The organism is Bacillus sp. FJAT-22090 (genome assembly GCF_007676755.1).
GTDB lineage: Bacteria > Bacillota > Bacilli > Bacillales_A > Planococcaceae > Psychrobacillus.
The window spans coordinates 67,942-89,646 of record NZ_VEBK01000010.1 but is presented as its reverse complement, the minus strand read 5'-3'; the positions used below and the strand labels follow the sequence as shown (position 1 = coordinate 89,646).

At 39.6% G+C, this 21,705-nt stretch carries 23 protein-coding genes; 22 read left to right on the top strand and 1 reads right to left on the bottom strand.

Features of this window, described 5'->3' with window-relative positions:
• The first annotated feature begins 374 nt into the window (after positions 1-374).
• The 6 genes from icmF (at position 375) to FS486_RS20310 (ending at position 6,956) form a co-directional block, all read left to right on the top strand.
• Complete coding sequence (gene icmF, locus FS486_RS13240; RefSeq protein WP_144512029.1) at positions 375-3,632, top strand: fused isobutyryl-CoA mutase/GTPase IcmF; 3,258 nt, start codon at positions 375-377, stop codon at positions 3,630-3,632.
• Positions 3,633-3,714: 82 nt separating this feature from the next.
• A complete protein-coding gene (locus FS486_RS20185) occupies positions 3,715-3,873 on the top strand; it encodes a hypothetical protein (RefSeq protein ID WP_186321448.1) in 159 nt (52 codons plus the stop codon).
• 72 nt (positions 3,874-3,945) lie between these two features.
• Positions 3,946-4,485 (top strand): DNA-directed RNA polymerase subunit delta, encoded by a 540-nt coding sequence (rpoE, locus tag FS486_RS13235; RefSeq protein ID WP_186321447.1) that lies wholly within the window; start codon positions 3,946-3,948, stop codon positions 4,483-4,485.
• 154 nt (positions 4,486-4,639) lie between these two features.
• Positions 4,640-6,235 carry a CTP synthase gene (locus tag FS486_RS13230; RefSeq protein WP_144512027.1) on the top strand — a complete coding sequence of 532 codons (1,596 nt, stop codon included), beginning with the start codon at positions 4,640-4,642 and terminating at the stop codon, positions 6,233-6,235.
• 102 nt (positions 6,236-6,337) lie between these two features.
• Positions 6,338-6,634 carry a hypothetical protein gene (locus tag FS486_RS13225; RefSeq protein ID WP_144512026.1) on the top strand — a complete coding sequence of 99 codons (297 nt, stop codon included), beginning with the start codon at positions 6,338-6,340 and terminating at the stop codon, positions 6,632-6,634.
• Positions 6,635-6,791: 157 nt separating this feature from the next.
• The gene (locus FS486_RS20310; RefSeq protein WP_222122596.1) at positions 6,792-6,956 is read left to right on the top strand and encodes a hypothetical protein; all 165 of its coding nucleotides are present in this window, start codon (positions 6,792-6,794) and stop codon (positions 6,954-6,956) included.
• A 195-nt stretch (positions 6,957-7,151) separates the two neighbouring features.
• Here FS486_RS20310 and FS486_RS13220 read toward each other — a convergent pair whose 3' ends face one another.
• Positions 7,152-7,667, bottom strand: a complete 516-nt coding sequence (locus FS486_RS13220; RefSeq protein WP_144512025.1) for a DUF2529 family protein — start codon at positions 7,665-7,667, stop codon at positions 7,152-7,154.
• Between the two features lie 163 nt (positions 7,668-7,830).
• Between FS486_RS13220 and FS486_RS13215 the strand changes: the two genes are divergently transcribed.
• From FS486_RS13215 to rpiB, 16 genes are all read left to right on the top strand, one after another.
• Positions 7,831-8,187, top strand: coding sequence for a response regulator (locus tag FS486_RS13215; RefSeq protein ID WP_144512024.1), 357 nt, complete (start codon positions 7,831-7,833; stop codon positions 8,185-8,187).
• Between the two features lie 105 nt (positions 8,188-8,292).
• Complete coding sequence (locus FS486_RS13210) at positions 8,293-9,150, top strand: class II fructose-bisphosphate aldolase (RefSeq protein ID WP_144512023.1); 858 nt, start codon at positions 8,293-8,295, stop codon at positions 9,148-9,150.
• Positions 9,151-9,236: 86 nt separating this feature from the next.
• Entirely contained in the window at positions 9,237-9,884 is a 648-nt protein-coding gene (gene fsa, locus FS486_RS13205; RefSeq protein ID WP_144512022.1) for a fructose-6-phosphate aldolase, read from the top strand.
• 19 nt (positions 9,885-9,903) lie between these two features.
• Positions 9,904-11,181 (top strand): UDP-N-acetylglucosamine 1-carboxyvinyltransferase, encoded by a 1,278-nt coding sequence (locus FS486_RS13200; RefSeq protein ID WP_144512021.1) that lies wholly within the window; start codon positions 9,904-9,906, stop codon positions 11,179-11,181.
• Between the two features lie 94 nt (positions 11,182-11,275).
• Positions 11,276-12,238, top strand: a complete 963-nt coding sequence (gene glpX / locus FS486_RS13195; protein ID WP_144512020.1) for a class II fructose-bisphosphatase — start codon at positions 11,276-11,278, stop codon at positions 12,236-12,238.
• Positions 12,239-12,361: 123 nt separating this feature from the next.
• Positions 12,362-13,645: a transcription termination factor Rho gene (gene rho / locus FS486_RS13190; protein WP_144512019.1), complete on the top strand. Its 1,284-nt coding sequence runs from the start codon at positions 12,362-12,364 to the stop codon at positions 13,643-13,645.
• A 159-nt stretch (positions 13,646-13,804) separates the two neighbouring features.
• Entirely contained in the window at positions 13,805-14,014 is a 210-nt protein-coding gene (gene rpmE, locus FS486_RS13185) for a 50S ribosomal protein L31 (protein WP_144512018.1), read from the top strand.
• A gap of 155 nt (positions 14,015-14,169) precedes the next feature.
• Entirely contained in the window at positions 14,170-14,742 is a 573-nt protein-coding gene (locus FS486_RS13180) for a thymidine kinase (RefSeq protein WP_144512017.1), read from the top strand.
• A 413-nt stretch (positions 14,743-15,155) separates the two neighbouring features.
• Positions 15,156-16,235 carry a peptide chain release factor 1 gene (gene prfA, locus FS486_RS13175; protein ID WP_144512016.1) on the top strand — a complete coding sequence of 360 codons (1,080 nt, stop codon included), beginning with the start codon at positions 15,156-15,158 and terminating at the stop codon, positions 16,233-16,235.
• A complete protein-coding gene (gene prmC, locus FS486_RS13170) occupies positions 16,228-17,085 on the top strand; it encodes a peptide chain release factor N(5)-glutamine methyltransferase (protein WP_313956994.1) in 858 nt (285 codons plus the stop codon). Before prfA ends, prmC begins: the two co-directional genes overlap by 8 nt.
• A gap of 44 nt (positions 17,086-17,129) precedes the next feature.
• On the top strand, positions 17,130-17,663 hold the full coding sequence (locus FS486_RS13165; RefSeq protein ID WP_144512014.1) for a stage II sporulation protein R: 534 nt from the start codon (positions 17,130-17,132) through the stop codon (positions 17,661-17,663).
• A 68-nt stretch (positions 17,664-17,731) separates the two neighbouring features.
• Positions 17,732-18,760, top strand: a complete 1,029-nt coding sequence (locus FS486_RS13160) for an L-threonylcarbamoyladenylate synthase (protein WP_144512013.1) — start codon at positions 17,732-17,734, stop codon at positions 18,758-18,760.
• 79 nt (positions 18,761-18,839) lie between these two features.
• Positions 18,840-19,343 carry a manganese efflux pump gene (locus tag FS486_RS13155; RefSeq protein WP_144512012.1) on the top strand — a complete coding sequence of 168 codons (504 nt, stop codon included), beginning with the start codon at positions 18,840-18,842 and terminating at the stop codon, positions 19,341-19,343.
• Positions 19,344-19,402: 59 nt separating this feature from the next.
• Positions 19,403-19,843, top strand: coding sequence for a low molecular weight protein arginine phosphatase (locus FS486_RS13150; RefSeq protein WP_144512011.1), 441 nt, complete (start codon positions 19,403-19,405; stop codon positions 19,841-19,843).
• Positions 19,844-19,845: 2 nt separating this feature from the next.
• Positions 19,846-21,153 (top strand): methyl-accepting chemotaxis protein, encoded by a 1,308-nt coding sequence (locus FS486_RS13145; RefSeq protein ID WP_144512010.1) that lies wholly within the window; start codon positions 19,846-19,848, stop codon positions 21,151-21,153.
• A 97-nt stretch (positions 21,154-21,250) separates the two neighbouring features.
• Positions 21,251-21,688, top strand: coding sequence for a ribose 5-phosphate isomerase B (rpiB, locus tag FS486_RS13140; RefSeq protein WP_144512009.1), 438 nt, complete (start codon positions 21,251-21,253; stop codon positions 21,686-21,688).
• Positions 21,689-21,705: the final 17 nt, after the last annotated feature.

The following is a 21,705-nucleotide window of genomic DNA, read 5'->3' as shown; positions in this document are numbered from 1 at the left end:
TTTCACCCAAGAAGTCGTCCTTTGACTTCCTGGGTGGAAGGTTATTTGACCCCGAGGAGCAAGGCGCTGCAGCTGGCCAATAAGAAAAGCGGAAGCGCCTATGTCTGCTCCAACAGGCAAATGTTCTTTCACCCAAGAAGTCGTCCTTTGACTTCCTGGGTGGAAGGTTATTTGATCCCGAGGAGCAAGGCGCTGTAGCTGGCCAATAAGAAAAGCGGAAGCGCCTATGTTAGGGGAATACAGTCTAAGTGCGCGACATCGTGTCGCAACGACTTTATGACCTGCTTCGTGCAGCCTTGGCAAGGCAGTTTCCACAGGAGTAAGGTGGCTAGCGCTGCACCATAAATGTTCAAATAAAACAAAGGGGGAACAACATGACAACCGTAGAAATATATCGTCCAAAAAATCATGTTCGTTTTGTAACTGCATCGAGTCTTTTTGACGGACATGATGCATCGATAAATATTATGCGCCGTATTTTACAGGCAAGTGGAGCAGAGGTTATTCACTTAGGCCATAATCGGTCCGTGGAAGAAGTGGTGAATGCTGCCATTCAAGAAGATGTGCAAGGTATTGCAATCTCTTCTTATCAAGGAGGGCATGTTGAGTATTTTAAGTATATGAAGGATTTGCTTGTTGAACGTGGGGCTCCTCATATTCGTATATTTGGAGGCGGCGGTGGCGTTATCATTCCAAAAGAAATTAAGGAGTTGCAGGAATACGGAATTTCGGGTATTTTTTCACCGGAGGATGGACGTAAGCTTGGCCTTCAAGGGATGATCAATCAAATGCTGATGGAATGTGATGTGCCTACAAAAGCTTCAGGTGCAACGGATGAGATTGGTACAATTTCAGCGGAAAAACCAGAACTTCTTGCGCATCTGATTACAGTGGCAGAAGAAGCACACCAAACAGGCGATGCAGAAGCAAAAGCGATGATTGAACAAGCAAAAAGTCTTTCCAAAGGCACGCCTGTACTAGGTATTACAGGTACTGGGGGAGCGGGTAAAAGTTCATTGACAGACGAATTAATTCGCCGATTCCTTCACGATCTTCCAGACAAAAAGATTGCGGTACTCTCGATAGATCCGACGAAGCAAAAAACAGGTGGAGCACTACTTGGGGACCGTATCCGTATGAATGCTATTTTCAATAAACGCGTATTTATGCGCAGCTTAGCAACTCGTGGATCGCGTACGGAAATATCTGGGGCACTTGCAGATGTGCTAGACGTTGTGAAAGTCGCTGGCTACGATTTAATTATCGTAGAGACGAGTGGTATCGGGCAAGGGGACGCGGAAATCACAAATGTATCGGATGTTTCGATGTATGTGATGACAAGCGAGTTCGGTGCACCATCTCAGCTTGAGAAAATTGACATGATTGACTATGCAGATTTAATCGTTATCAATAAATTCGAGCGAAAAGGCTCAGAAGATGCTCTTCGCCAAGTGCAAAAGCAATACCAACGTAGCCGTGAGCTTTGGCATGATGATTTAGATACAATGCCAGTTTATGGAACGATTGCAAGCCAGTTCAACGATAAAGGAACGAACTCATTGTTTGCAGCTTTAGTTGCAGTATTGAATGAAAAAACAGGTACTGACTGGGAAACATCTTACGAACAGTTTGTAAAAACACAAAAGCAAAACGTCATCATTCCAAATGATCGTCGCTACTATCTTCGTGAAATTACGGATACAGTTCGTGGTTTCCATAAAAAATCTGAAGAGCAAGTGGCTTTTGCAAGAAGGCTGTTCCAATTAGAAGGTGCTATAGAAGCAGTGAAAGAAAAAGCTTCCGAAGATGCGTTAGTGCAATCTTTAGAATCATTAGCAGCAGGGGTTCGCGACGAATTAACTTCAGAATCGAAACGTATATTAGAAAACTGGTCGACTTTAAAAGAAGCATATGCTGGCGACGAATTCATTACGAAAGTTCGTGATAAAGAAATTCGCACGATACTTCGTACAGAAAGCTTGGCAGGCCTGAAGATACCGAAAGTAGTACTGCCAAAGTTTGTCGATTACGGTGAAATTTTAAGATGGGTATATAAAGAAAATGTACCTGGTTCATTTCCTTATACAGCCGGAGTTTTCCCGTTCAAGCGAGAAGGTGAAGATCCAAAACGTCAATTTGCTGGAGAAGGAACGCCTGAACGGACGAATCGTCGCTTTCACTATTTATCGAAAGACGATGATGCAAAACGTTTATCTACTGCGTTTGACTCCGTAACGCTTTACGGGGAAGACCCAGACCACCGTCCGGATATTTACGGGAAGGTTGGAGAATCGGGTGTAAGTATTTGTACATTAGAGGATATGAAAAAGCTATACGATGGCTTTGATTTATGTGCACCATCGACTTCTGTATCCATGACGATTAACGGTCCTGCTCCGATTATTTTGGCAATGTTTATGAACACTGCAATTGATCAGCAAGTAAAAATTCGCGAAGAAGAGCTTGGACGAACGCTTACTTTGGAAGAGTTTACAGAAGTGAAGACAAAAACTTTACAAGTAGTTCGTGGCACCGTGCAAGCTGATATTTTAAAAGAGGATCAAGGGCAAAATACATGTATCTTCTCAACTGAATTTGCACTGCGTATGATGGGTGATATCCAACAATACTTTATTGATCAAAAGGTTCGTAATTATTATTCTGTGTCTATTTCTGGATACCATATCGCAGAAGCAGGAGCAAATCCGATTTCGCAGTTAGCGTTCACATTGGCAAATGGTTTCACTTATGTGGAGTACTATTTAAGCCGTGGTATGCATATAGATGATTTTGCACCAAACTTATCATTCTTCTTCTCAAATGGATTAGATCCAGAGTATACGGTAATTGGTCGTGTAGCTCGTCGCATTTGGTCTGTTGTAATGCGTGATAAATATGGTGCGAATGATCGCAGTCAGAAGCTGAAATACCATGTGCAAACATCTGGTCGAAGCTTGCATGCACAAGAGATTGATTTCAACGATATCCGAACTACCCTGCAAGCGTTGATGGCACTGCAAGACAACTGTAATTCACTTCATACAAATGCGTATGATGAAGCTATTACAACGCCAACGGAAGAATCGGTTCGTCGTGCAATGGCGATTCAAATGATTATTACAAAAGAGCATGGATTATCGAAAAACGAAAACCCACTTCAAGGTGCGTTCATTATTGAAGAAATGACAGATTTGGTAGAAGAGGCTGTTCTTTCTGAGTTTGACCGTATTAATGACCGTGGTGGTGTACTTGGAGCTATGGAAACACAATATCAACGTGGTAAAATTCAAGAAGAATCCATGTACTACGAGATGAAAAAACATACAGGTGAGCTTCCGATAATTGGAGTGAATACCTATTTAAATCCAAACCCTGCTTCTGCGGAAGACATCGATAATATGGAGCTTGCGCGTGCAACTACCGAAGAAAAAGAAACACAAATTACTAATCTACGTAATTTCCAAAAGAACCATGAGTCTGAGGCAAATGAAGCGCTTGCTCATTTGAAGCAAGTGGCAGTAACAGGCGGCAACATTTTTGAAGAGCTAATGTCGACAGTTCAAAAAGCAAGTCTGGGACAAATTACGAATGCACTTTATGAAGTGGGGGGACAATATAGAAGAAATATGTAAAAAATTCAGTGTCTCGATGTATTATCGAGACACTTTTTTGTATAATGATGGTATATTTATCATGTAGTGAAGGAGAATAGGCATGAAAAAACCGATTCATATGATGGTCATTATAATACTCCTACTACTTACGATTTTTCTGTATAATAGAAGACTGGCATCTATTCCTTTAATCCTGCTATCTTTTTATTTATTTTCATTGGCAGGAGTAAAACTTTCCCTTTTCAAAAAGAATAAATGACTGTAGCATATAACATAATTGTTTGTATATAATGGGAAGTATGCAAACGGACATAGAAAGGACGTGCACGATTTGAAATTTCGTGAAATGACAACAGCACAACTACAAGAAGAATCGCTAATTGACTTAGGATTCGCGATTTTAGAAGATAAGAAAAACGCTTTAACGTTAACCGATCTATTTGATGAGATTCAAAAACTAAATGGATTTACAGACGAAGAGATGGCTGCTCGCAAACCACAGTTCTACACAGATATGAATATTGACGGACGCTTTTTAGCCATTGCCGAAAACCAGTGGGGACTTAGAGAATGGTACCCAGTAGAACAAATTGAAGAAGAAACGGCTCCTACTGTTAAAGTACGTAAAAAGAAAACAAAAGCAGTAGAAGACGACGATTTAGAAGAACTGGATGAAGATGAAATCGTATTCGAGGAAGAATTCGATGAGTTCATTGAAGATGAAGACGAAGATGAAGATGACGAGGTAGTAGTCGACTTCGAAGAAGAAATTGATGAAGAAATTGAAGAGGATCTAATCGATGAGGACGAAGATGAATTCGAAATTATCGATGATGAAGAATTGGAAGACGAAGAAGAAGACGAAGAATAATTCTTGACTTCCCCTCCTAAACGCTATAAGATTCTATTGGGCTCTTTTTAAAGAGACATTACTCATGTGCATATGCGCTCCCCTGCCAAGACAGCAGGTGGGGCGCTTTTTGTTATTGTAGAACTATTTATTATTTCTAGAGGAGGAATAAATAATGACTAAATTTATTTTTGTGACTGGTGGAGTAGTATCTTCACTAGGTAAAGGGATTACGGCGGCATCTCTTGGCCGTTTATTGAAAAACAGAGGATTGAATGTAACAATCCAAAAATTCGATCCATATATTAACTTAGATCCAGGAACGATGAGTCCTTATCAACACGGAGAAGTTTTCGTGACAGATGATGGAGCAGAAACAGATTTAGATTTAGGCCACTACGAACGTTTTATCGATATTAATCTAAATAAATACTCGAATATCACAACAGGAAAAGTATATTCTTCTGTGTTACGAAAAGAACGCCGCGGAGACTACAACGGCGGAACTGTTCAAGTAATCCCACATATTACAAACGAGATTAAAGAACGCTTATTTTTAGCTGCAAAAGAAACACATGCCGATATCGTTATTACTGAAATCGGTGGCACTGTAGGGGATATCGAATCTCTACCTTTCCTAGAAACAATCCGTCAAATGAAGCGTGACGTTGGCAGTGATAACGTAATGTATATTCACTGTACTTTAGTGCCATTCATTAATGCTGCAGGAGAAATGAAAACAAAACCAACACAACATAGTGTAAAAGAATTACGCAGCCTAGGTATTCAACCAAACGTAATCGTGCTTCGTTCGGAAATGCCTGTTCCTCAAGATATGAAAGATAAAATTGGGCTATTCTGTGATATTAAACCAGAAGAAGTAATTGAATGTATCGATGCGGATTCATTATATGAAATTCCATTAAATCTTCAAGCGCAACATTTAGATCAAATCGTAGTTGATCATTTCAAGCTGAATACAAAAGAAGCAGATATGACAGACTGGAAAGCATTAGTCGATCAAGTAAAATCTTTATCGAAAAAAGTACGTATTGGTTTAGTAGGTAAATACGTGGAACTTCAAGATGCATACATTTCAGTAGTAGAAGCAATGAAACATGCAGGTTACGCTTTCGATGCGGATGTAGAAGTAAAATGGGTGAACGCTGAAGAAGTGAACGAGGCAAACGTTGCAGAAATTTTAGCAGATGTTGATGGAATTTTAGTTCCAGGAGGATTTGGAGACCGTGGGGTTGAAGGGAAAATCTCTGCAACTAAATTTGCTCGTGAAAACAATGTACCTTTCCTAGGTATTTGTTTAGGAATGCAACTTGCAACAGTTGAATTTGCTCGTTCTATTTTAGAATTAAAAGATGCTCATTCTTCTGAATTGGATCCAGCTACAACACATCCAATCATTGACTTATTGCCAGAACAAAAAGATATTGAAGATCTTGGTGGAACACTTCGCCTTGGATTATATCCATGTAAGCTAACTCCAGGTTCAAAAGCTTTCGAAGCATATGGCGAAGGACTTGTTTATGAGCGTCACCGTCACCGTTACGAGTTCAATAACGAATACCGTGAACAATTTGAAGCAGCAGGATTTGTATTTTCTGGTACAAGCCCAGATGGTCGTCTAATCGAAATTATCGAGCTTCCGAATCATCCATTCTTCCTAGCTTCTCAGTTCCACCCGGAATTTGTGTCACGCCCACAACGTCCACAACCATTATTCCGTGAATTCATCAAAGCATCAGTAGGTGAATAATAGAAAAAAGCAGTCCGACACCCGTCGAACTGCTTTTTTTATATGCATGATTAGGAAATAAATGGCTATACGAGACCAACTCGAGTGGGAGAGCAACCAATTTTGCATAGAGCGCAACCAATTCCCGGGCAAAAGCAACCAACTCGTATCGGAGCGCAACCAACTCGTATTCGAGAGCAACCAAATCTCAAAGAAGCAAGTATACTTCGGTTGGGACTGTGGAAATGGCGTGTTGATTTGGAGATAAATGGCTATACGAGACCAACTCAAGTGGGGGAGCAACCAGTTTTGCATGGAGCGCAACCAAATCTCAGGCGAGAGCAACCAACTCTCAAAGAAGCAAGTACACTTCGGTCGGGACTGTGGAAATGGCACGTTGAATTGGAGATAAATGGCTAAACGAGACCAACTCGATTGGAAGAGCAACCAGTTTTGCATGGAACGCAACCAAATCCCAGGCGAAAGCAACCAACTCGTATCGGAGCGCAACCAAATCTCAAAGAAGCAAGTACACTTCGGTTGATTTTGTGGAACTGGCGTGTTGAGTTGGAGATAAATGGCTATACGAGACCAAATTGATTGGGGGAGCAACCAATTTGGCATAGAGCGCAACCAAATCCCAGGCGAAAGCAACCAACTCGTATGGGAGCGCAACCAAATCTCAAAGAAGCAAGTATACTTCGGTTGGGACTGTGGAAATGGCGTGTTGATTTGGAGATAAGTGGCTAAACGAGACCAAATAGATTGGAAGAGCAACCAGTTTTGCATGGAGCGCAACCAATTCCCAGGCGAAAGCAACCAACTCGTATGGCAGAGCAACCAAACCCAGTGTGAGAACAACCAATTACACCTCGAATGCAACCAAATAAAAACGACCAATGAAATACATAATTTCCTTGGTCGTTTCTTCAAAAAATTATTCACCTAAAAGCATTTCGTCGAGTTTCATTTTCACCGCTTCGTATGCAAACATGGCACATAATGCGTATGGCAAAACAACACGAGAACCATCTTCAGCTGGAAGCAGGCCTTTCGTTAATTTCAATGAAATATATGTATAGGCAAGTTCAGATAACTTATTTTGTTCGCTAGCAGGCTCAGAAGCAAGCGCGCTAAATGGGATAAATGCCTCATTTAATTTGCGTGCTAAAGCGATGGCTGCTTCATCTTCAGAAGATCTAGTCATAATCCAAACGCGATCAGCACTTGTTAACTGAACGTTTGAAGTCCATACTTGCATGCTTGGAAAGGCTTCAGCTGCAAATTGTGCATTTACGGAGATACTTGTCATTTCTCCAAACGTTGCAAAATAAATAATCCCTTCACGGGCGGCTGCCTGAGCTAATAATCGGGCAGTTTCTTCTATATTATCCTCTTCGGAAGTTGCAACACGTTGAAGCAACCCAGTGAGTTGTGTCGTTAGCATTTTCATCTTCTAATCACCTCGTTTTCATTATATAGGAAAGCTGGAAAAACGTCTCCTTTCAATAAAATGATAAAACAGTGGGAGAAAAGTTTAGGAAAAAAGAAGGAATAAGTGGGAACGTATCGAATAGTAATTGAAAGTGGGAAATTTAAAAAGGGGTTTGTTCATCATGAAGCACATTTTAATTGTAGACGATCAACTAGGTATACGAATGCTCTTACAAGAAGTTTTTTCACAAGAAGGTTATGAAGTAAGTTTAGCAGCAAATGGTTATGAAGCATTAGAGATTGTAGAGTCGCTACAAATTGATGGGGTATTGTTGGATATGAAAATTCCAGGGATGGATGGTATTCAAATTTTAACAAAGATCAAAGAGAAATTTCCTGATTTGCCGGTAATGATGATGACCGCTTATGGAGAGTTAAACCTAATCCAAAAAGCAATGGATCTAGGTGCGTCCCTTTATTTTACAAAGCCGTTCGATATATTTGAAGTACGTGATGCGGTGAATAAGTTATTAAAATAATAGTGACTGAGCAGGCAGTGGAAAACATCGCCTGTTTTTGTTATGATGAAACAGATATATGGTAAAAACAAAAGATGAAAAAGCAAATAGAGGAGGCCCATTTAAATGGCTTTAGTATCGATGAAAGAAATGCTGGAAAAAGGGAAAAAAGAAGGCTATGCAGTAGGACAATTCAATATTAATAATTTGGAATTTACACAAGCTATTTTACAAGCTGCTGAAGAAGAAAAGTCTCCAGTTATTTTAGGCGTTTCTGAAGGTGCGGCAAAATATATGGGTGGATTTACAACAGTTGTGCATATGGTAAAAGGATTGATGGAAGATTATCAAACAACAGTACCAGTGGCAATTCACTTAGATCATGGATCTAGTTTTGATAAATGTAAAGCTGCAATTGACGCAGGTTTTACTTCTGTAATGATTGATGCATCTCATCATCCATTTGAAGAGAACGTCGAAATAACTTCTAAAGTAGTAGAATACGCGCATGCAAAAAATGTTTCCGTAGAAGCAGAACTTGGTACTGTTGGCGGACAAGAAGATGACGTAGTAGCGGATGGCGTTATTTATGCAGACCCAGCGGAATGTGCAGAACTAGTGAAACGTACTGCAATCGATTGCTTAGCCCCTGCTTTAGGTTCTGTCCATGGACCATACAAAGGGGAACCGAACTTAGGATTCAAAGAGATGGAAGAAATCTCTAAACTTGCTGAGCTTCCATTAGTGTTGCACGGAGGAACAGGTATACCTACGCATGATATTACACGTGCTATTTCCCTTGGAACTGCGAAAATCAATGTAAACACTGAAAACCAAATTGCTGCAACAAAAGCAATTCGTGCGTATTTAGCAGAAAATGAAACACAATATGATCCACGCAAATATTTGATTCCTGCTCGCGAGGCGATTAAAACAACTGTAATCGGCAAAATGCGTGAGTTCGGTAGTTCAAACAAAGCGTAATTGTATAGCATAACTAACAATAGAGGAGAAGAGTTCAGCTTAAAGGACCTTCTCCTATTGTTCATCTTGAGGAGGAAATAACGAATATGAAATTTTTTATTGATACGGCTAATTTTGAAGAAATTAAAGAAGCGCATGCATGGGGGATTCTATCGGGAGTCACAACAAATCCGTCGCTTGTTGCGAAAGAAAATATCTCTTTCCATGATCGTCTTCGTGAAATCACTGAATTAGTAGACGGTTCTGTCAGTGCAGAAGTTATTGCTTTAGATGCAGAAGGCATGATTAAAGAAGGTAGAGAACTTGCTGCAATCGCCCCAAATATCACCGTGAAGCTGCCAATGACACCAGAAGGGTTAAAAGCATGTTCCGTATTTTCAAAAGAAGGCATTAAAACAAACGTAACGCTTATTTTTAGTGCAAACCAAGCATTACTTGCTGCCCGTGCAGGTGCCACTTATGTCTCCCCATTTTTAGGTCGTCTAGATGACATTGGGCATGATGGAATGGAATTAATCGCAAAAATTGCTCAAATCTTTGACATTCACCATATTGATACAGAAATTATCGCTGCTTCCATTAGACATCCCCAACATATTACGGATGCTGCATTAAATGGGGCGCATATTTCTACAACACCATTTAAAGTATTAAAACAACTATTTCACCATCCTTTAACAGACAAAGGTATTGAAGGGTTTCTAGCGGATTGGAACAATCGTAAAAGCGAGTAACAAGTCGAAGGAGAAACGTATGGAAGTTTATAAAATTAAAGGCGGAAATCGTCTGAAAGGTACGATCAAAGTAAATGGGGCAAAAAATAGTGCAGTTGCATTAATTCCCGCCTCTTTATTAGCAAACTCACCTGTTACAATTGAAGGGTTACCAGAAATTTTAGATGTCTGGACATTGAAAGAGATTTTAGAAGAATTGGGAGCTAAAGTCACATTTGAAAACGGCACGATGACAATCGATCCGAGAAATGTGGTGGACTTGCCACTCCCAAATGGCAATATTAAAAAGTTGCGAGCTTCCTATTACTTAATGGGCGTGTTACTTGGAAGATTTAAGAAAGCTGCCATCGGTCTACCAGGTGGATGCCATCTTGGGCCACGTCCAATCGATCAGCATATTAAAGGTTTTGAAGCGTTAGGGGCTAATGTATCCAATGAGCACGGGGCTATTTATTTGCGAACGGATGAATTAGTAGGCTCTAAAATATATTTAGATGTTGTAAGCGTTGGAGCAACGATTAATATTATGCTTGCAGCGGTACTTGCCAAAGGAAGAACCATCATAGAAAATGCAGCAAAAGAACCCGAAATCATTGATGTTGCCACACTATTATCCAATATGGGTGCGAACATCAAGGGTGCCGGAACGAATGTCATCCGAATTGATGGTGTGAAAGAGTTGCATGGAACGAAGCATACAATTATCCCTGACCGCATTGAAGCCGGAACGTTTATGATTATGGCAGCGGTGGCAGGAGACGGAGTCACGATTGATAATGTGATACCTTTTCATGTGGAAGCTTTAACAGCTAAGCTGCGTGAAATGGGTGTGAAAGTAGAGGAATATGAAGAAAAAATTTACATTCCAAAATCGACAAACCTGCAGGCAGTGGATGTAAAAACACTTGTATACCCAGGTTTTCCAACCGATTTACAACAACCTTTTTCTGTATTAATGACACAAGCCACTGGCACATCGGTTATTACGGACAGCATTTATTCTGCTCGATTTAAACAAGTGGATGAACTTCGTCGTATGAATGCGAATGGACGTGTAGACGGCAGAACTGCTATCATTACTGGTCCAGTTAATTTAGAAGCGGCGATGGTGCGTGCAAGCGATTTGCGCGCAGGGGCGGCTCTTGTTATTGCAGGATTGATCGCCGATGGTGAAACCGAAATACAAGATATTTTTCATATTGAACGTGGCTACAGCTCCATAATTGAGAAGCTTCAAGGACTAGGAGCGGACATTCGACGTGTAAAAATAAAAGAAGTGGAAGTCAAAAACGAGTAATTTCCTTCTTATTTCTTTAAAAAACGTGCTACAATATAACAGGAAGAAACACAGATCGGATTTTATTTACCGTAAAACGGGAGGCATATACAAGATGGAACGTAGTTTATCAATGGAATTAGTCCGTGTAACGGAAGCGGCAGCAATCGCATCTGCTCGTTGGATGGGACGCGGATTAAAAAATGAAGCAGACGACGCAGCAACTACTGCAATGCGCACAGTTTTTGACACAATCCCAATGGAAGGTGTCGTTGTAATTGGGGAAGGGGAAATGGACGAAGCACCGATGTTATATATCGGAGAAAAGCTTGGACATGGAACTGGAGGTCCTCAAGTAGACGTGGCAGTAGATCCTTTAGAAGGCACGAATATTGTTGCTTCTGGTGGATGGAATGCACTTGCAGTACTGGCAATTGCAGATCGCGGAAATTTACTTCACGCACCAGATATGTATATGGAAAAACTTGCAGTAGGCCCAGAAGCAGTTGGTCAAGTAGATATTAATGCACCCGTTATTGACAATTTAAGAGCAGTCGCACGTGCGAAAAACAAAGATATACAAGATGTTGTTGCGACGATTTTAGGTCGTCCACGTCATCAAAAAATTATCGATGAAATTAGAGCTGCTGGAGCACGCATCAAGTTAATTACAGATGGCGATGTGGCAGGGGCTATTAATACAGCATTTGACAATACAGGTGTAGATATTTTATTCGGAATGGGTGGAGCTCCTGAAGGGGTTATCTCTGCAGTTGGTTTAAAATGTTTAGGCGGAGAAATTCAAGGGAAGCTTGTACCACAAGACGAGGCAGAACTAGCACGTTGTGTTAAAATGGGTCTAGATGTAAATAAAGTTTTACGTATGGAAGACTTAGTAAAAGGCGACGATGCAATTTTTGCAGCAACTGGAGTAACAGATGGAGAACTTCTTCGCGGAGTGCAATTTAAAGGAGCTTTTGGTTCTACACACTCGATCGTAATGCGTGCAAAATCAGGTACCATTCGATTTGTAGAAGGACGTCATAGCTTAAACAAAAAACCGAATTTAGTTCTATAAAGTGAAACTTCTCTTAATGTATACCCGGTCTTCATGTACCGGGTATCCTCTTAGTAAACTTCTTTCCTATTAAATCCAGAAAATATTTCACAACAAAATATAATAAAGAGTGGTGCGTTGCCAATGACACAAACAACAATAAATGAATTAGAGAACATGACGCTAAAAGAGCTCTATGCACTTGCGCGTAAATTCAAGGTGGCTGCCTATAGCAAGCTATCAAAGAAGGAACTTATTTTTGCTATATTAAAATCCCGTGCTGAACAAGAAGGCTTTTTCTTTATGGAAGGTGTCTTAGAAATTATTCAACAAGAAGGCTTCGGTTTCTTACGTCCGATCAACTATTCTCCAAGTTCTGAGGATATTTATATTTCTGCATCTCAAATTAGAAGATTTGACTTGCGTAATGGGGACAAAGTAACTGGAAAAGTGCGTCCTCCGAAGGAAAGTGAACGTTATTATGGACTTCTACATGTAGAATTAGTAAACGGTGAGGATCCAGAAATCGCAAAAGAACGAGTACATTTTCCAGGGCTAACACCATTATATCCAGATCGTCAAATTACATTAGAAACAGTCCCAGATAAATTATCCACTCGCATTATGGATTTAGTAGCTCCAGTTGGTTACGGACAACGTGGTCTAATCGTTGCGCCACCAAAGGCAGGTAAAACTTTATTAATAAAAGAAATTGCCAATGCTATCACTACGAATCATCCCAATGCGGAGTTGATTGTTTTATTAATAGACGAGCGTCCAGAAGAAGTAACCGATATCGAGCGTTCAGTTAAAGCGGACGTAGTAAGTTCTACTTTTGATGAAGTACCAGAAAATCATGTGAAAGTCGCAGAGCTAGTATTAGAAAGAGCAATGCGTCTAGTAGAACATAAAAGAGACGTTATTATTTTAATGGATTCGATTACAAGACTTGCTCGTGCATACAATCTAGTAATTCCTCCAAGTGGTCGTACACTTTCTGGAGGTATTGATCCTGCAGCTTTCCACCGTCCAAAACGATTTTTTGGAGCGGCACGTAATATTGAAGAAGGCGGAAGCTTAACAATTCTTGCTACAGCTTTAGTGGATACAGGTTCCCGTATGGATGAAGTAATTTACGAGGAATTCAAAGGGACAGGTAACTTGGAGCTTCATTTAGATAGAAGTCTTGCAGAGCGTCGAATTTTCCCAGCAATTGATATCCGTCGTTCTGGAACGAGAAAAGAAGAATTGCTTATTCCAAAAGATCAGTTGGATAAACTGTGGGCAATCCGCAAAACTTTTTCAGATACATCCGATTTTGCTGAGCGTTTCTTGAAAAAATTGCGTCAAACCAAAACAAATGAAGCATTTTTTGAACAATTGGCAGAAGAAATGAAAGCTCACCGCAGCGGCAAAGTTACACTATAGAATAAAATATTTGCAACTTGTCCACAGAAGTGGTACTATATTTAACGTAAGATCATACATTTCTGCTACATATGCGATTGACATCAATCGGATCGTGTAAGGTATCAGTTTCATAACCAACTCTGTTCCAGATGGTTCAGGGCGAGAGGAGAGATAGAGATGAAAGCAGGAATTCATCCCGATTACAAAGAAGCAACAGTATCATGTTCATGTGGTAACACATTCACAACAGGTTCTGTAAAATCTGACATTAAAGTCGAGTTCTGTAACGAATGTCACCCATTCTATACTGGACGTCAAAAATTCGCAGCTGCGGATGGCCGTGTTGATCGCTTCAACAAAAAATACGGAATTAAAGAAGAAAACTAATAACAAAATACCTGTAGAGCACATTGTGCTTTACAGGTATTTTTGTTTGTAGCGTCCATCGGTAAGATACATATTTAGGTTTCGGTGTACAGCACCTTATGATATAAATAGATAGTGGGAAATATATAAATATACGGTACATAAGGAGAATAGAAATGGCACAATTATTTTTTAAGCATGGTGCAATGAACAGTGGTAAATCTATAGAAATCCTAAAAGTAGCTCATAACTATGAAGAACAAAATAAACCAGTACTCATCTTTACTCCTGGAATAGATACACGCGATGAAATTGGCTATATTTCAAGCAGAATCGGTCTAAAAAGAAAAGCAACCGCTATATATGATGAAACCAATTTATACGAACTTGTTAAAGAACATTCTCCAAAACCATATTGCGTCCTCATCGATGAAGTGCAATTTTTGAAAAAAGAGCATGTACTACAACTAACCAAAATTGTAGACGAATTAAACATTCCGGTAATGGGCTTTGGACTAAAAAATGACTTTCAAAATGAACTATTTGAAGGAAGTCGCTACATGCTAATTTACGCAGATAAAATTGAAGAAATGAAAACCATTTGCTGGTTCTGCCATAAAAAAGCAATTATGAACTTACGTGTAGACGAAAACGGCAAACCTGTATACACGGGCGAGCAAATTCATATTGGCGGCAACGATTCCTACTATCCAGTATGTCGAAAATGCCACTCCAAACCACCACTATAAAACAGAAAGCACCTACCATTTTGGTAAGTGCTTTTTTAGATATGCAATACAGACAGCTATGCTTTCAATTCTAAGGGAGTTTATTTTCTACACTAGTTGCTCTCCTAGGCAAATTGGTTGCTCTCGCTCAAAAAATGGTTGCGTCCCAGTCTAATTTGGTTGCGTCCAGGGAAGAAATAGTCTCGTCAAGCCGTATTCCAACAAATGATAGAAAATAATTACAGCCCCGGCAAGTTCTTTTTTCACAAGAGAACTAATTTGCAAACTTGCCCCACTATTTGGTCGCTCTCCGTATGAGCTATTTACTTCCACTCACAAAAGCACATCTCGCAACAATAATATAGAAAAAGTAGCGGGGAGTGCTCTTTTTCTTTATAATAAGGAGATAGACTTAGACGAACGAGGTGAGGTCGATGTTTGATCGATTACAGTCGGTGGAAGATCGTTATGATAAATTAAATGAATTACTCAGTGACCCATATGTAGTGAATGATACAAACAAGCTGAGACAATATTCGAAAGAACAATCCGATTTGCAAGATACAGTTGATGCATATCGCGAGTACAAAGATGCCAAAAGTCAGCATAAAGACGCGAAGCTTATGCTAGAAGAGAAGTTAGATGCAGATATGCGTGACCTAGTGAAAGAAGAAGTGAGTGAACTGGAGTCCCAAATCGAGGAATTGGAAGAGCGTCTCCGTGTTTTATTGATACCGAAAGATCCGAATGATGATAAAAACGTTATTATGGAGATTCGTGGAGCAGCAGGCGGGGATGAGGCTGCATTGTTTGCAGGAAATCTATTCCGTATGTACAGCCGCTTTGCAGAATCGCAAGGTTGGAAGATTGATGTGATGGATTCCTCTCCAACAGGACTTGGTGGTTTCAAGGAAGTTATTTTCATGATTAATGGAAGCAGTGCCTATTCGAAAATGAAATATGAAAATGGTGCGCATCGTGTGCAACGCGTGCCAGAAACAGAGTCTGGTGGACGTATTCATACGTCAACTGCTACAGTAGCTGTACTTCCTGAAGTAGAAGAAGTAGATGTGGAAATTCATGAAAAAGATATCCGGGTCGATACATTTGCATCATCCGGAGCGGGTGGACAATCCGTAAACACAACGATGTCTGCGGTTCGTATGACCCATTTACCAACAGGAATCACCGTTTCGATGCAAGATGAAAAATCACAGATTAAAAACAGAGAAAAAGCAATGAAGATACTTCGTGCGCGTGTAGCGGATAAGTTTCTCCAAGAAGCACAAGCGGAATATGATGCGGTTCGTAAATCAGCAGTAGGTTCTGGTGATCGCTCGGAGCGAATCCGCACATACAACTATCCACAAAACCGTGTGACAGACCACCGTATCGGATTGACCATTCAAAAACTAGACCAAATTTTAGAAGGAAAAATGGATGAAATCATTAATGCATTGATTGTAGAAGATCAAGCAGAGAAATTAGAAAGAATGAATGATACGAATGTGTAAAACAAATTATGAGGCCCTAAATCGGGCTTCTTCTTTTTTAGCGGAAAATAATCGCGAAAAAGAAGTGGCTCGATATTTATTGCAGCATGTCTTAGGAAAAAGTTATTCACAGTTGATGATGGACTTACACGAGGAGATATCCACAGAGGATTTCCAGCTTTTTTGGTCATATGTAGAGGAGCATACAACCGGTCGACCATTTCAATATATAATCGGTCAAGAAGTCTTTTACGATCGGCACTTTATTGTAAATGAACATGTGCTAATCCCCCGTCCTGAAACAGAGGAACTAATAGAAGAAGTAAAAAAACGAGTAAAAGTTCTTTTTCAAGAAGAGAGAACTTTGCAAATCGCTGACATTGGAACGGGCAGTGGCGCAATCGCAGTCACGATAAAAAAAGAAATACCATTTGCAGCAGTAACTGCTACAGACATTTCACCACAAGCACTTGAAGTAGCAAGGCAAAATGCGTATCGGTTAGATGCAGATATTGAATGTAGACAAGGAGATTTAGTTGCCCCCATTGCAAGTCAAAAGTGGGATATCATTCTATCAAATCCCCCTTACATTGGACGAGCAGAGGCAGACTCACTTGCAGACACTGTAATTGACCATGAACCTCATCTTGCTTTATTCGCAGAAGAAGATGGTTTGCAACTGTACAGAAAGATGGCAGAGCAGCTTCCAGAGATGATGAATATTCCTAGTTTAATAGGTTTTGAAATAGGCTATTTGCAAGGACCAGCTGTAAAAAGTATGCTTCAAGATGCGTTCCCAAATGCAACAGTTGAGATAGTAAAAGATATCAATCAAAAAAATAGATTTGTTTTTTGCACAATGGATGAATAAGTTATGAATCTATTGGTAACAATGTTCCTAAGGGGGAATGTTACATGTTACCAGATTACGAGATAAAAAAAGCACCAGCTATCAGTCAAAAAGTAGATGCAATTATTTTCTTTATATGGATGCTGTTAGTTATTCAATTTTGTTTATTTTTCCTATTTCAACAAGGAGAAGAAGCGCAGGGTTTACGCTTCCGACTAATTGCAAATAGTAATACAATGCAAGATCAGCAAATGAAAAATGAAGTAAAAAATACAATTGAACCTATCCTAATGAAATATGAGAACAATCAGCAGCAAACATATATGGAATTAGAACAAGCTGTGGATAAGTTGTCAGAAAAGTTAGGTGAAGAAATTAATATATCCACAGGCTTAGCTTTATTTCCGCCAAAAGTATGGAAAAATGGAGTTACAGCTCAAACAAATGTAGAATCAATTGTCATTTCAATAGGAAATGCTAGGGGAGATAACTGGTGGTGTTCCTTATTTCCAAAAGTTTGTTACAAAGAAGAACCTAAAAAAGAGGAAAAACCAAAGTTTTGGGTATGGGAATGGGTAAAAAAGAAGTTTTCCACATAACTATCCACAAAAATGAAAAAGTTATCAACAAATTGTGGACAAATAGTAAGGAAAGGAGAAAAAACGATATGAAAACAGAAATTGTGAGTGTGGATAACTTATCCACAAAGGAAAAAGGTTATTCACAGGCTATGGATTTATTGAATGCTAGGGAAACAGTTGCATTTCCAACTGAAACTGTTTATGGATTGGGAGCGATTGCTACTAATGAATCAGCTGTTTCTAAAATTTTCGAAGCAAAAGGTAGACCGCAGGATAATCCACTCATTGTGCATATTGGATCAACAGAAGAATTAGACGGCTTTACAAAAAATGTACCGAGTTTAGCGAAAGTATGTATGGATGCTTTTTGGCCAGGAGCTCTTACGTTAATATTACCTTTAAAGCAAAACTCACTTGCAAGCAATGTTACAGCTGGATTGGAGACAGTAGGCGTTCGGATGCCTGACCATCCAGTAGCGCTCGAATTACTCAGAAGATTAAAACAGCCAGTTGCTGCGCCAAGTGCCAATAAAAGTGGAAAACCGAGTCCAACAAAAGCAGCGCATGTGTTTCATGATTTAAACGGTAAAATTCCGTTTATCTTAGATGGGGGAGCTACAGGAATCGGACTGGAGTCAACAGTTTTGGATTGTACTGTGGAGGTTCCGACGATACTTAGACCAGGTGGAATTACAAAAGAAATGCTCGAAAAAGTAATAGGTGAAGTTAACGAGGCAAAACCAACAGATCATGCGGAAGCTCCACGGGCACCTGGCATGAAATATGCACATTATGCACCAAATGCCCCTGTTTATTTAATCGAAGCATCTAAACAACAAGTTAAAAATGCGATAGAGAAAATACATAATGATCAGAAGAAGGTAGCGTTAATAGCTACAGATCAATTCAGTTCCAATAAAGCGGATTATTATTTTTCCTTAGGAGAAGAACATCAATTAGAGGATGCTGCACACTTACTGTATGAAGGGCTAAGAAATTGTGATGAGACAAATGTGGATATCATACTAGTTCCGACATTTTTAAAGCAAGGTGTGGGTACAGCAATTATGAACAGATTGGAAAAAGCATCAAATGGTAATTGGTATGAAATATAAGATCACCTCATAGGCGAGGTGTATTCTCTTCCATTCTTTTGCATACATTTAATTATGCAAATGGACGGAGGAGATTTTTTTGTGGAGAGAGATTTTAGCAGGCGCTTTAATGTCGGTGGATGTACTCATTTTATTTTCACTCGTGTTATATCGAAAGCAGATTTTTACGTTGGCTGCGTGGGTTGCTTCCTTACATATGCTATTTCCGTTAATCGGTTATTATGCAGGAACTATAGTGCAAACTTATTTGCAATATGCAAGCCCTTATTTATCGGGATTTTTACTTTCACTTGTTGGTTTGCAGATGGTTTTGGCGAGATCACCTAAACAAGCACCGCTTTTGTCCCCTTATTTGCTTGCGATAGTTGCGAGCATTGATACCTTTTCAGTAAGTATTTCATTTGGTATGCTAAAAGTAGAGAAGCTATTATTTATTTTAAGTTCGGGTATATTTGCCTACTTAGCAGTATTTATAGCACAGAAAGTCATTTATAAGCATGCCTTTTTGAATCGAGGGATTATTATAAAACTTGCAGGTTTAGTGCTATTAGTGATGGGAATTATAACATTGCGAAATATTTAACAATTTAATATGCTATAAAACGACTATTTAATATATACTAGAGATGAGGAAATGTTACTATGAATATTTTGTTTGTTTGTACCGGGAATACCTGTCGCAGTCCGATGGCAGAAGCAATATTGAAGGCGCGTAATATAGAGAATATCAATGTTCGATCGGCAGGTATTTATGCGATGGACGGAGGAGATATGTCACGAAATGGGCAAATAGTACTAGGAAGCAATCAAATACCGTTTACTCATATGTCTTCTTCACTGAAAGAATCATTAATCGATTGGGCAGATGTTGTGCTCACTATGACGGCTTCCCATAAACAAGCGATTATTTTTGCATTTCCACATGCGATTTCGAAAGTATATATGTACAAAGAATTTGTAACACCTGAACATGCAATGGATGTCTCGGATCCTTATGGTGGCGATTTACGTACATATGAGCACACGTTCCAAGAGCTAAACACACTTACAGACGAGCTAGTGAAAAAACTCCAGGGGGATTAGGGATGAAAGCAGAAAAGAAGAAAAGGTACGCATTTGGAATTCAAAAAAAGATTGTGTTATTCGTTACAGTTTTGGCATTAGTTACTTATACCACAAGTGCGATGTTTATTAATTTTGTACAACCACTTGTATTTGAAGAAGCGAATTCACCTGCTTTTGAAATTGCAATGTATGCGCTAGGCATTATTTGGTCGGGAATATTAGCATACTTTTTCAGCGGGCTAATTATTAAGCCGTTATTTAATTTAGAAAAGGTAGCGACATTGGCGTCTGAAGGTAAAATTGGTATAGAAGTAGAAGTACCAAGGTCAAAAGATGAAATCCAATCTGTATCTATTGCTTTCCAATCAATGCTTGTAAATTTAAGAGAAATGGTTCAAAGCATTGAAGATAATTTTGAAAAGACAAATAATACAGTTCAACAATTATCACAAGAATCATCCGTTGCTTCCGAACAAGCAGAGGCAATCGCACAAACAATCGCACAAATTTCAGAAGGAGCAGAACAATCGGCCGTCGCTGTTCAAGAAACAGTGGAGTCAGTAGAAGATGTTCGTGCACTTGCTTCTGAAGTGAATATTCGTGCAGAAAAATCATCTGTTCAATCGAAAGAAATGATTCAAGGGCTATCGCAAACAACCGAGGTCATTCAATCACTTGTAAATGGCATTCAAAAAGTTGCTTCTGGAAGTGAATCGGCCTTAGTAAATGTACAACAGCTAGAAGAAAATGCAGGGAAAGTAGAAAATATTATTCAGCTAGTAGGCGATATAGCAGCGCAGACAAATTTACTTGCTTTAAATGCATCCATAGAGGCTGCACGTGCAGGAGAGCATGGGAAAGGTTTCGCAGTTGTGGCAGAAGAAGTGCGTAAACTAGCAGATGAAAGTGGTAAAGCTGTCCAAGGTATTTCTGAATTAATAATGGCGATTCAAAAAGACGTGCAAACGGTTGTTCACCAAATGACAGACCAAGTCAATTTCGCAGTTGGAGAAGCAAAACGTGTTTCTGAAACAAATGCGGCAGTGGAAGGAATGTCTAATAAAATACACGAAATGGCTGAATCCGTAGTAGAAATATCTGCACTTATCGAAAACCAGCTTACTAATATCGAAAGTACTGCAAGACAGTCGCAAGAAGTGGCTGCCATTGCCGAAGAAACATCTGCAGGAGCAGAAGAAGTGAGAAGTGCAACAGATGAACAAGCACGATCAATTGAACAAATAGATCAGTTATCGTTCGGATTAAAGAGACAATCAGAAGAATTATTCAAGGTTATTTCGCAATTTGATAGAAATTCGTCAAATTAATCATGTCAAATACAATTCACTTCGAGTGAGTTGTATTTTTTTTGTCTGAAAAATGGTATGATGTAAGCGAGTACTAAAACAGAAAAGAGGGAACAAGTTGAAAATTGCGATTTCTTCCGATCATGGTGGTAATAACCTCCGTAAGGAAATTATTCAACAACTAGAAGAACTTGGACTTTCCTATGAGGATTTTGGTCCAGCTAATAACGACTCCGTTGATTATCCTGACTTTGCAATGCCGGTTGCAGATGGTGTAGCAAGCGGGAAATTTGATCGTGGTATTTTAATTTGTGGAACTGGCATTGGGATGTCTATTGCTGCAAATAAAGTAAAAGGCATTCGATGTGCATTGGTTCATGATGTATTTTCTGCGAAAGCGACAAGATGTCATAATGATTCCAACGTCCTTGCGATGGGGGAACGAGTAATTGGTGCAGGACTGGCAAGAGAGATTGTAGCAACATGGCTTGCACAAGACTTTGAAGGTGGACGCCATGAGCGCCGCGTTGAAAAAATTACAGCATTAGAAAACTGATCGAGAAGGTGATTTTC